This is a genomic window from Winogradskyella undariae (assembly GCF_013285155.1).
Classification (GTDB): Bacteria; Bacteroidota; Bacteroidia; order Flavobacteriales; family Flavobacteriaceae; genus Winogradskyella; species Winogradskyella undariae.
The window spans coordinates 68,510-80,757 of record NZ_JABTEL010000012.1 but is presented as its reverse complement, the minus strand read 5'-3'; the positions used below and the strand labels follow the sequence as shown (position 1 = coordinate 80,757).

11 protein-coding genes are annotated in these 12,248 nt (G+C 31.7%); all 11 read right to left on the bottom strand.

What is annotated here, in order from left to right; all coding sequences use genetic code 11:
• Positions 1 to 21: 21 nt before the first annotated feature.
• Entirely contained in the window at positions 22 to 1,308 is a 1,287-nt protein-coding gene (gene hisD / locus HSX10_RS15135; protein WP_173589084.1) for a histidinol dehydrogenase, read from the bottom strand.
• 16 nt (positions 1,309 to 1,324) lie between these two features.
• Complete coding sequence (gene hisG / locus HSX10_RS15130; protein WP_173589083.1) at positions 1,325 to 2,182, bottom strand: ATP phosphoribosyltransferase; 858 nt, start codon at positions 2,180 to 2,182, stop codon at positions 1,325 to 1,327.
• Positions 2,183 to 2,453: 271 nt separating this feature from the next.
• Complete coding sequence (locus HSX10_RS15125) at positions 2,454 to 3,269, bottom strand: prohibitin family protein (protein WP_173589082.1); 816 nt, start codon at positions 3,267 to 3,269, stop codon at positions 2,454 to 2,456.
• Positions 3,270 to 3,279: 10 nt separating this feature from the next.
• Positions 3,280 to 5,313, bottom strand: coding sequence for a VWA domain-containing protein (locus HSX10_RS15120; protein WP_173589081.1), 2,034 nt, complete (start codon positions 5,311 to 5,313; stop codon positions 3,280 to 3,282).
• A gap of 45 nt (positions 5,314 to 5,358) precedes the next feature.
• Positions 5,359 to 6,105, bottom strand: a complete 747-nt coding sequence (gene fabG, locus HSX10_RS15115) for a 3-oxoacyl-[acyl-carrier-protein] reductase (RefSeq protein WP_173589080.1) — start codon at positions 6,103 to 6,105, stop codon at positions 5,359 to 5,361.
• A gap of 118 nt (positions 6,106 to 6,223) precedes the next feature.
• Positions 6,224 to 7,096 (bottom strand): succinate--CoA ligase subunit alpha, encoded by an 873-nt coding sequence (gene sucD / locus HSX10_RS15110; protein ID WP_173589079.1) that lies wholly within the window; start codon positions 7,094 to 7,096, stop codon positions 6,224 to 6,226.
• Positions 7,097 to 7,278: 182 nt separating this feature from the next.
• Positions 7,279 to 8,214: a UDP-3-O-(3-hydroxymyristoyl)glucosamine N-acyltransferase gene (locus HSX10_RS15105; RefSeq protein ID WP_173589078.1), complete on the bottom strand. Its 936-nt coding sequence runs from the start codon at positions 8,212 to 8,214 to the stop codon at positions 7,279 to 7,281.
• Between the two features lie 74 nt (positions 8,215 to 8,288).
• Positions 8,289 to 8,855 carry an elongation factor P gene (gene efp, locus HSX10_RS15100; protein ID WP_173589077.1) on the bottom strand — a complete coding sequence of 189 codons (567 nt, stop codon included), beginning with the start codon at positions 8,853 to 8,855 and terminating at the stop codon, positions 8,289 to 8,291.
• Positions 8,856 to 8,904: 49 nt separating this feature from the next.
• Positions 8,905 to 9,690, bottom strand: coding sequence for an acyl-ACP--UDP-N-acetylglucosamine O-acyltransferase (lpxA, locus tag HSX10_RS15095; RefSeq protein WP_173589076.1), 786 nt, complete (start codon positions 9,688 to 9,690; stop codon positions 8,905 to 8,907).
• A gap of 105 nt (positions 9,691 to 9,795) precedes the next feature.
• Complete coding sequence (locus HSX10_RS15090; protein ID WP_173589075.1) at positions 9,796 to 11,202, bottom strand: bifunctional UDP-3-O-[3-hydroxymyristoyl] N-acetylglucosamine deacetylase/3-hydroxyacyl-ACP dehydratase; 1,407 nt, start codon at positions 11,200 to 11,202, stop codon at positions 9,796 to 9,798.
• Entirely contained in the window at positions 11,189 to 12,217 is a 1,029-nt protein-coding gene (gene lpxD, locus HSX10_RS15085; protein ID WP_173589074.1) for a UDP-3-O-(3-hydroxymyristoyl)glucosamine N-acyltransferase, read from the bottom strand. Before lpxD ends, HSX10_RS15090 begins: the two co-directional genes overlap by 14 nt.
• Between the last annotated feature and the right edge of the window lie 31 nt (positions 12,218 to 12,248).

Here is a 12,248-nt window from a genome sequence, read left to right as displayed (position 1 = left end):
ATCACTCGAAGTGACGTTAAATTATTTTTTTAATTCCTTTAATCTTAAAGTTACCGCATTTTTATGGGCTTGTAAACCTTCAGCTTCAGCCATTAACTCTATCGCATGTCCGATATTTTGAATCCCTACTTTAGAAATTTTTTGAAACGTCATGCTTTTTTGAAAACTATCTAAGTTAACTCCAGAATACGCTTTAGAAAATCCGTTTGTTGGCAATGTATGGTTTGTACCAGAAGCATAATCTCCTGCACTTTCGGGTGTATAATTCCCGATAAATACAGAACCTGCATTGCTTATATTATCTACAAAAAAATCATTATCTGTTGTCGCTACGATAAAATGCTCTGGACCATATTCGTTAATTAAGTCAATTGCTATGGCATTAGAATCTACAACTATAGATTTTGAATTGGCTATTGCTTTTTCTGCCATCGCCTTCCTAGGTAAAACTGCAAGTTGATTTTCTACTTCAACAGAAACCTGATCTGCAAAAGCTTTAGATGTTGAAACTAAAATAACCTGACTATCACTACCGTGTTCTGCCTGGCTTAATAAATCTGAAGCCACAAAAGCAGCATTTGCAGAATCATCTGCCATTACCAACAACTCACTTGGACCTGCTGGCATATCAATTGCTACACCATATTTCGTAGCTAATTGCTTGGCAACGGTTACAAACTGATTTCCTGGACCAAATATTTTGTATACCTGAGGAATTGTATCGGTTCCGAAAGTTAATCCTGCAATAGCTTGGATACCACCTACTTTTACAATTTTAGTGACACCACAAAGGTTTGCAGCATATAAAATCTCATTAGCAATTTTTCCTTCTTTATTAGGTGGTGAGCACAATACAATGTCTTTGCATCCTGCTATTTGAGCAGGAACAGCCAACATTAATACTGTTGAAAATAAAGGTGCTGTACCACCAGGAATATAAAGTCCGACTTTCTGAATTGGTCTTTTTTCTTGCCAGCATTCTACACCAGACATTGTTTCTACAAAAACTTTATCTGTTTTTTGAGCTTTATGAAAAGTTTCAATATTTGATTTTGCTAAAGCAATTGCTGATTTTAAAGCTTCAGAAACATTTGCAACAGCTGTTTCAATTTCTAATTCAGAAACAATAGTGTCTTCTAATGTTACACCATCAAATTTTGATGTGTACTTTTCTATAGCTTTGTCTCCATTTTTAGAAACATCGTTAAAAACCTCATTCACAACAGCTTCAATATCTGAAACCGTTTGTGTTGGTCTTTTTAATATTTCGGACCAATCTGATTGATCTGGATTTGTGTATAATTTCATAAACTTACTAAAATTATTAAAGTACCATATTTTCAATTGGGCAAACTAAAATACCTTCGGCACCATTCGCTTTCAATTCGTCAATAATATTCCAAAAATCATTTTTGTCTATTACTGAGTGCATAGAACTCCAACCTTCTCTTGCTAATGGTAAAATAGACGGACTGTTCATTCCAGGAAGGATTCTTATAATTTCATCTAACTTATCGTTTGGTGCGTTTAACAGAATATATTTGCTTTCTCTTCCTTTTAAAACCGATTTTAAACGGAATTGAAGCTTATCTATTAGCGCTTGGTTTTCTTCTGAAATTTTAGGAGAAGTCGCCAAAACAGCTTCAGATTTTAAAAGTACCTGAACTTCTTTTAATCCATTTTTGAATAACGTACTTCCACTCGATACAATATCGCATATACCATCTGCAAGCCCAATATTTGGTGCAATTTCAACAGAACCATTAATAATGTGCAAATTAGCTTTTACACCTTCTTTTTCTAAAAATTGATTTACCGTATTAGGGTAAGAAGTAGCAATACGCTTTCCATCTAAATCCTTTAAACTTTTTGCTTTTGATGATTTTGGTACCGCAATAGACACTTTACATTTTGAAAATCCTAAACGTTCTACAATTTTAAGATCGTTTCCTTTTTCAATTAAGACATTTTCACCAATAATAGCTGCATCTACAACGCCATCTCTTAAATATTGTGGAATATCTCCATTTCGTAAATAAAATACTTCTAAAGGAAAGTTACGTGCTGAAGCTTTAAGCTGATCTTTTCCATTATCGACAGAAATACCAATCTCTTTTAAAATTTTCATTGAGTCTTCATTAAGACGACCTGATTTTTGAACTGCAATTTTTAATTTACTCATTTTTAGTTTTGGTTATGTCTAAGATTTCAGCTAGAATTTAAAAAACAAAAAACCCATCTGATTTCTCAAACGGGTTTTTAATATATATCTTGACTTTATTCAATACAAATTCACCTCGCCTGATTGCTAGTATGAAAATGATGATGAAATTGAATAAGTGTCATGTGTTCTAATTTGTGAATACAAATATCTATAAATAAAATTTAGTAAACCTTATTTTTCATGATTAAAATATAAGTTTTAGCAAAAATTTAATATTTAAGGATATTAATTATTGATTTCCTAAAATAATTGGTAATCCACTTTCACCTGAACCAATAATAATCGTTTTACTATTTGGTGACTCAGAAAGTTTTACCGTAGCTTCAATACCTTTATCTTGAAGAATCTTATCCGTTAATGATGCACTTAATATACGGTTAGCATCTGCTTTACCTTGCGCATCAATAATTACTTTTTCTGCTTCTTTTCTAGCACTTTCAAGTCTAAACTCATACTCTAAAGATTCTTGCTCTTGCCTTAATTTACGTTCAATAGCTTCTTTAATTGTAGGAGGTAAAGTAACATCTCTAATTAGAATATCGTTAAGTTGAATATACTGTGGCTCCACTAATTTTTTAGTTTCCTCATAGATTTCCTCTTGAATTGCATCCCTTTTGCTTGAATACAACTGCTCAGGTGTGTAACGACCAACAACACTTCTTGCTGCACTTCTAATGGCTGGCTGAAGCACACGACTTAAATAATCCTCACCCTTTTGATTGTGTAACTTCCCTAAACTTATAACATCTGGTTGATAGAGAATAGAAGCGTCAAGTTTAATATCTAAACCGTTAGATGATAATACAGCCATTTTTTCTGCAACTTCTTGCTGACGAGTTTCATAATCGATGACGCGATTCCATGGAGCAATAACATGAAACCCTGGACCTAGTGGTGCTTTTTCTGGATCTACACCATCACTTAGTGTTTCGTATAAAACTCCAGCATGACCAGAATCTAGCGTGACAGCTGATTTTGCTAAAACTATGATTAAAAGTACAACTCCTATTAAAATAGGCAATCCAATTTTTGGTAATTTATCCATTCTATTCTTTTTAAATTAAGCCGTTATATTTTCTAAGAAACCATTCTGTAAATAAGCTTATTACAATGATTATTAGTAAATATTTCCAGTCTATCAAAGATACAATATTTTTAGTGCTTTTTTGAATGGTTTTATAACGATTATCTTTTAATAATTGATTAATTAATGAGTTAGTTTGAGACGTAAAAACGGCTTTACCATTACTGTTTTCTGCAAGTACTGTTAACTTGTTTATATCTGCATTTAAAAACTGTTGCTCAACGTTATATTCTAGAATTTTAAAACTTCCAGAAGCCGAAACGGACTCCGAATTATGTTTTACAGTAAAGTCGTATTCTCCTGCTTCTATTCCACTTAAGTCTACTGTATAATTTCCGTTATTGAGTAATAAAGGAACTTCTTTTGTACTCTTATTTTCTGTGTTTTTTAAAACAATACTTAATGAAGCTGAATTATCAAATTCAAAATTTTTATTGAAATACTGAGCTGAAATCACAACATCATCATTTCCATTATAAAAAGATTTACAATCAATATTTATACGTTTTCTCTTTTTATTAGAACTTAGGTATTGAACTAACTTATTTATAAATTCATCAAAAGCATTAAAACTATTAGTGTTTAAGAATGATTGCGCTCTCCATCTCCAAATCCCTTCACCATTTAAAATAGCATGTTTTGTGTTATTTGTTTCAAAGGTTGAAAGCATAATATCCTCAGTCGTAATTCCATTAATACTTTTGTATAATAAGGTTTCAAAAGGCACCGATATTTTATAAGAACCAAACTCTGATGTTAATGGTGGAAAGCTATTAAAATCTATATTATCAACTATAAAAGTTCCGTAATTTCGGTTTAAACTTGGTTGAAAATCTTCGGTTTGATTTGTTATGGTTTGCTTAAAATAACTTTGGCTGTTATTTAATAAATTCCAATCCGTTGTTTCTCCTGAAATAATAAATGTATTAGAGTTTTGTTCTTTAATTTCTTTTAATAATGAATTAAAGTTATTGTTTGGTTGATATAATATAAATAATTGAAAATCATTAATTTTACTTAATATCTCTTTTGGTTTTAATAAAGAAACACTTCGCTGCTCGTTACTTTCAATTGCTTTTTTAAGAGCCCCTAAATCGGGATGCATTCTATCATAAACCAAAGCGATATTTGTTTTTTGATCTATAACTTCTACACCAAAATTTTTAAAATTATTGACTGTATTTTTCTCATTATCTAAAGCAACTAACTCTACTCTATAAGTTTTAACACTAACACTATTTGCGATTAAAGATGTTGAAATTATTTCGGAAGATTTTGACGTATCAAATTGTAATGGTTTTCTAAATACTACAGTATTACCAGACCAAATTTTTAGTTCTGTATTTATGGGTGTAATTCCATTGTAGTTTGCTATGATTTCAACAGGAAATTTATTCTTTAAATAGACATAACGATTTACGTTAAGTTGCTTTATAGTTAAATCGGAATACACAGTAGAATCCCCTAAAATTATTGGATAAATTGGTTGTTTTACGCTTTTAGAAATGTAACTATAGTCAGAACCGTAAGTTTGATTTCCATCCGTTAAAATTAAAATTGGAGCCGTTTGGTTATTATAAACTTCACCAAATTGTTTTAAAGCTAATGACAAATTAGATTGACGCTCATTAAAATTTAAGCTATCTAAAGTCTTTACAGTCTTACCAAAGGCATAAGATTCAATATTAAAGCGTTCATTTAATTCTGAATTATTTTTCAACGTATTAAAAACCTCTAAAGCCTTATCATTTTGTTTTAAATAGGCAATAGATTCAGAATTATCTACAGCTAAAACCAAAGTTGGTTTTTCATCAAAATAAGTAAAAGATTCAAATTTAGGATTAATGAGGAGTAGCAAAATTCCAAAAATTGAGATTGCTCGTAATCCGGTAAGTAGATATTTTAAATTAGACTTTAATTTCGATTTATATAAATACTGAAACAGCGCTAATAATAGCGCTGTTATGGCAGCAATTGTTATATATAATAGAGTTTCAGAACTCATTAAAATTTAATTTAAATAATAGATTTTGATAATTAAGTTGATTTATTATGTCAACATTCCACCATCAACATTAAGTGTTTGTCCAGTAACATAAGCACTTAAATCACTTGCTAAGAATACACAAGCATTAGCAATATCTTCAGGAGTTCCTCCTCGTTTTAAAGGAATTGCATTTCTCCAACCTTTCACCGTTTCTTCATCAAGTTTTGCTGTCATTTCTGTTTCAATAAAACCTGGAGCGATAACGTTACTTCTAATATTACGAGATCCTAATTCTAAAGCTACAGACTTAGAAAAACCAATAATTCCGGCTTTTGAAGCTGCATAATTTGTTTGTCCGGCATTACCTTTTACACCAACAACAGAACTCATATTAATAATAGAACCTTTACGTTGCTTAAGCATAGTACGTTGTACGGCTTTTGTCATGTTAAAAACAGACTTAAGGTTTACTTCGATTACTTTATCAAAATCAGCTTCACCCATTCGCATTAACAAGTTATCCTTTGTGATACCTGCGTTATTCACTAAAATATCAATAGCACCAAATTCAGCTAATACTTCTTCAGCTAATTTTTGAGATTCATCAAAATTAGCAGCGTTACTTTGGTAACCTTTAGCTTTTACACCTAAAGTATTTAATTCTTTTTCTAGTTCATTTGCTGCTTCTACAGAAGAGCTGTATGTAAATGCTACATTTGCACCATGTTGAGCAAAAACTTCAGCAATACCTTTTCCGATACCACGACTTGCTCCGGTTATTATAGCTGTTTTTCCTTCTAATAATTTCATAATAAGTAAATAGTTAGTTGTATAGTTATTATAATCAAATATAATAATTACAAATTGTAAGAATAAAAAAAACCTCACAATATTTTGTAAGGTTTTTAACAGTTTTATAAGGAAAAGTTTAGCCTAAAACTTCAGCAACTTTCTTTCCTATTTCAGCAGGAGAATCTACAACGTGGATTCCACATTCTGCCATAATTTTCTTTTTAGCTTGAGCAGTATCATCACTACCACCAACAATAGCACCAGCATGTCCCATTGTACGACCAGCAGGAGCAGTTTCACCAGCAATAAAACCAATTACTGGTTTTTTACTTCCACTTGCTTTATACCATTGCGCAGCATCGGCTTCTAATTGACCTCCAATTTCACCAATCATTACAACGGCTTCAGTTTCAGGATCATTAATTAATAATTCTACAGCTTCTTTAGTTGTTGTTCCGATAATTGGATCACCACCAATACCAATTGCTGTTGTAATACCTAAACCTTGTTTTACAACTTGGTCAGCAGCTTCGTAAGTTAAAGTACCTGATTTTGAAACGATACCAACATTACCTTTTTTAAATACAAAACCTGGCATAATACCAACTTTAGCTTCACCAGGTGTAATAACACCAGGACAGTTAGGACCTACTAAACGACAGTCTTTACCTTTAATATAATCTGAAGCTTTAATCATATCTGCAACAGGAATACCTTCTGTAATTGTAATAATTACTTTAATACCTGCATCTGCAGCTTCCATTATAGCATCAGCAGCAAATGCTGGTGGTACAAAAATGATAGTTGTATCTGCTCCAACTTTTTCTACAGCTTCTAAAACTGTATTAAAAACAGGTCTGTCTAAATGTGTTTGACCACCTTTACCAGGAGTTACACCTCCAACTACATTAGTACCATATTCAATCATTTGTTCTGCGTGAAATGTTCCTTCACTACCAGTAAAACCTTGAACTATAATCTTAGAATTCTTATTAACTAAAACGCTCATTTGCTATTGTGTATTTAAAGTTTTATAATTTTCGTTGTGCAAAAATAAGAGATTTATAACGCAAAAGCGTTCTCTTTTTTATTTTTATTTGTTTGTAGGAACAGAGAATCTGCCTTATTTCTTAAATCAGAATAAATAAAATATTATTTTACTCTATTAATTTTGACTAAGAACAATAATACCTACAAGTTTTTAATCTTTTTTAATATTTCTGGAATCTTTTTCAAATATGCTAAATCCTTAAATGAAACTCTAGCTTCTTGAGCAGGACTTCCAAAATAAGTCTTTCCTTCTTCTGTTGAATGTCCTAAACCAGATTGGGCATATAACACCGTTCCTTTTTTAATAGTAATTCCGCTTTTAACTCCAACCTGTCCCCAAATCGTTACATTATCTTCAACAACAACACAACCAGCAATTCCTGTCTGTGAAGCTATTAAACACTTTTTACCAATTACAGTATCGTGACCAATTTGAATTTGATTATCTAATTTAGAGCCTTCTCCAATAGTTGTATCTCCTGTAACTCCCCTATCTATAGTACAAAGTGCACCGATATCAACATTGTTTTCAATAATAACACGACCACCAGATTTTAACTGATCGTAACCTGCTGGTCTGTTTTTATAATAGAAAGCACTTGCTCCTAAAATAGTACCTGCATGTATTGTTACATTATCTCCGATAATAGCATCATCATAAATACTAACATTAGAATGTATAAGACAATTTTTACCGATAGTTACATTATGACCAATAAAACAATTGGGTTGAATTACAGTTCCTTCCCCAATTATTGCATCAGAAGCAATTGCGCTATTTGATGCTTTAAAAGGTTTGAAATGAGCTGTAATTTTATTAAAATCTCTAAATGGATCATCTGAAATTAAAAGTACTTTTCCTTCAGGACAATCTACATCTTTATTGATTAAAACAATAGTTGCGGCAGATTCTAAAGCCTTATCATAATATTTAGGATGATCTACAAAAACGATATCACCTGGTTCTACCACATGAATCTCGTTTATACCAAGAATTTCAAAATTTTCAGAACCTTTAAATTCACAATCAATTAATGTTGCTATTTCTTTTAAGGTGTGTGGCTTTGGGAATTTCATATTTCAATATTAAGTAAGAAAATATCAGTTTTCAGTAATATATAAGCTCCTAAAAACTGATAACTTTTAACAAACTATGCTTTGATACGTTCTTTGTAAGTACCTTTTTCAGTTTCAACCCTAATTTTATCACCTTCATTAATAAATAAAGGAACATTAACTTCTGCACCAGATTCAACCGTAGCAGGTTTAGTTGCATTAGTTGCTGTATTTCCCTTCACTCCTGGCTCTGTTGCTGTTATTTCTAAAATAACAGAAGCTGGTAAATCTACAGAAAGAGGCATATTATCTTCAGTATTGATTTGAATCGTTACAACTTCACCTTCCTTCATTAAGTCAGTTCTGTCTATTGAAGATTCTAACAATCTAATTTGAGTATAATCTGCTTCATTCATAAAATGATAAAATTCACCATCATTATATAAATACTGAAATTTGTGTGTTTCTACTCGTACTTCTTCAATTTTATGACCCGCTGAAAATGTATTATCTAAAACTTTACCTGTAGTAACACTCTTCATTTTTGTTCTCACAAAAGCTGGTCCTTTACCAGGTTTAACATGAAGAAATTCTACAATTTTATAAATATCGTTGTTGTAATTTATACATAATCCGTTTCTAATATCTGATGTACTTGCCATAAAATGTTTTAATTGTTTGTTGTTTATAAGTTGATTCTAAGGTTATTTCTTAATTTGATTTGAAATAACCTTTCATGATTCCACGATGAGAATTCTTGATAAATTGTAGAATTTCATCGCGTTCTGGAGTTGCCTCCATTTCTGCTTCTATTAAATCTGAAGCTTGTGTATTATTATAATTCTTTTGATATAACATTCTGTAAATATCTTGAATCTCTCTTATCTTTTCTGTACTATAACCTCTTCTTCTCAGTCCTACTGAGTTAATACCTACATAAGATAAAGGTTCACGACCTGCTTTTACAAAAGGGGGAACATCTTTACGAACTAAAGATCCACCAGTTACAAAAGCGTGATTTCCGATAGAACAAAACTGATGTACCGCTGTCATACCTGCTAAAACAACATAGTCACCAACATTAATATGCCCTGCTAATGTACTGTTGTTTGAAAATATGCAATTGTTACCCACAATACAATCGTGAGCAATATGACAATATGCCATAATTAAACAATTATCACCAATAACGGTTTTCATTTTATCTGTAGTACCACGATTAATTGTTACACACTCTCTAATGGTAACATTATCACCGATCTCTACAGTGGTATCTTCATCGTTATACTTTAAATCTTGAGGTACTGCTGAAATTACTGCACCTGGAAAAATATTACAATTCTTCCCTATACGAGCACCTTCCATAATCGTTACATTACTTCCAATCCAAGTTCCTTCTCCAATCTTTACGTTATTATGTATTGTTGTAAAAGGCTCTATAACCACATTCTTCGCAATCTTTGCGCCAGGATGTACGTATGCTAACGGTTGGTTCATTTTTCTAATATTTATTTTAATAAAGCGGTAAAAATGTGTTCGCTTTTTAAACGTTACTGAATCTTTAGTTGAGTTAGGAATCAGCTCGGTTCATTTTTCTAATATTTATTTAACTTTAGATATTTGAGCCATCAATTCAGCTTCAGCACATATTTTACCATTTGTATACGCGTAACCTTGCATATGGCAAATACCGCGACGAATTGGAGTTATTAACGAGCACTTAAATATCAAAGTATCTCCAGGAACTACTTTTTGTTTGAATTTAACTTTATCCATTTTCATGAAAAACGTTAAATAATTTTCAGGATCAGGAACTGTACTTAAAACTAAAATCCCACCTGTTTGCGCCATAGCCTCCACTATTAAAACGCCTGGCATTACTGGTGCACCTGGAAAATGTCCTTTAAAAAACTCCTCGTTCATTGTGACATTTTTCATACCAATAACATGGTTCTCTGACAATTCAAAAACCTTATCAATTAACAAGAAAGGTTGTCTGTGAGGCAACATATCCATTATTTGATTTACGTCCATAACAGGAACAGCATTTAAATCAATTTGTGGTACGTTATTTCTTCTTTCGTTTTTTATCAGCTTAGACATTTTTTTAGCAAACTGAGTGTTTACAAAATGTCCTGGTTTATTAGCAATAACCTTACCTCTAATACGTGTACCAATTAATGCTAAATCTCCTAATACATCTAATAACTTATGACGTGCTGCTTCATTTGGATGATGCAAGGTTAAGTTATCTAAAATCCCATTTGGTTTTACCGAAATATTATCTTTATTAAATGCAATTCTTAACTTTTCCATAGTTTCTGGTGATAATTCCTTATCAACATAAACTATTGCATTATTAAGATCTCCACCTTTAATTAAACCATGCTCTAATAGCATTTCAATCTCATGTAAAAAACTAAATGTTCTTGCATTAGCAATATCAGTTTTAAAATCTGATATAACATTTAATGTTGCATTTTGAGTTCCTAAAACCTTAGTTCCAAAATCTACCATAGTAGTAATTTGATAAGAACTAGAAGGCATTAAAATAATCTCACTACCAGATTCCTCATCGGTATATGAAACTACTTCAGTAATTTCATACTCTTCTCTAAAAGCATTTTGCTCAACAATACCTGCTGCTTCTATAGCTTCCACAAAGAATTTAGACGAACCATCCATTATAGGAGGTTCTGAAGCATCTAATTCAATAATTGCATTATCAATATCCATACCGACTAAAGCCGCTAAAACATGCTCGCAAGTCTGAATAACAACACCATTTTTCTCCATACAAGTACCACGTTGTGTGCTTGTAACATAATTGGCGTCTGCTTCAATTTTGGGTATTCCTTCTAAATCTATTCGATGAAATACGAATCCTGAATTTTCTGCTCCAGGCTTAAATACTAATTTTACATTTGCACCAGTATGAAGTCCTACACCAGAAAGTGTAACCTCTTTTTCAATGGTTTTTTGTTTCGTTTCCGTTTTAATTATTGCCATCTACTTTTTTTTCTAATTCGTTAATAGTTTTTGCAAGTTTAGGTAAGTTTTTAAAATAAACATAAGATTTATTCCAATCTGTATATCCAAAAGACGGAGAGCCTTGTAAAACTTCGTTGTTTTTTACATTTCTACCGATACCAGATTGCGCTTGTACTTTTACATTATCTCCAATAACCAAATGACCAGCAACACCTACCTGACCACCAATAAGGCAATGTTCTCCGATTTTAGTAGAACCAGCAACACCAGATTGAGCAGCGATGACTGTGTTTTTACCAATTTCTACGTTATGTGCTATTTGTATTTGATTATCTAACTTTACTCCTGTTCTAATAATTGTAGAGCCCATAGTTGCTCTATCTATTGTTGTACCAGCACCAACATCTACATAATCTTCTAAAATTACATTTCCTGTTTGAGGTATTTTAGTATAACCACCATCTTTTGTGGGTGCAAAACCAAAACCATCAGCTCCGATTATAGCACCAGAATTGATAACACAATTTTGTCCTATGATACAATCTGAATAAATCTTAGCTCCAGGATAAATTGTGGAATTGTCTCCAATAGTTACATTATCACCGATAAATGAATGCGGATAAATTTTTACATTTTCTCCAAGTATCACATTTTCTCCTATATAGGCAAACGCTCCTACATATATACTTTCTGAAACTTTTACGGTTTGAGATATATAACTAGGCTGTTCTATACCTGTCTTAAATGATTTTATACGGTCGTAATATTCTAATAATTTTGTAAAACCTTCGTAAGCATCTTCAACCTTTATAAGTGTTGTAGAAATAGGTTTATCTGGCTCAAAGTCAGCATTTACTATAGTAATTGACGCCTCTGTTTTATAAATATATGGTGTGTATTTTAAATTGGATAAAAAAGTTAGAGATCCTTGTGTTCCTTCTTCAATTTTAGAAAGTTTAAAAACTTCAATATTAGGATCACCAACAACTGTTCCTTCTAAAATACCTGCGATTTGTTCTGCTGTAAATTTCAAAAAATTTATTTTAATTGCTCAGTTAGTTTCC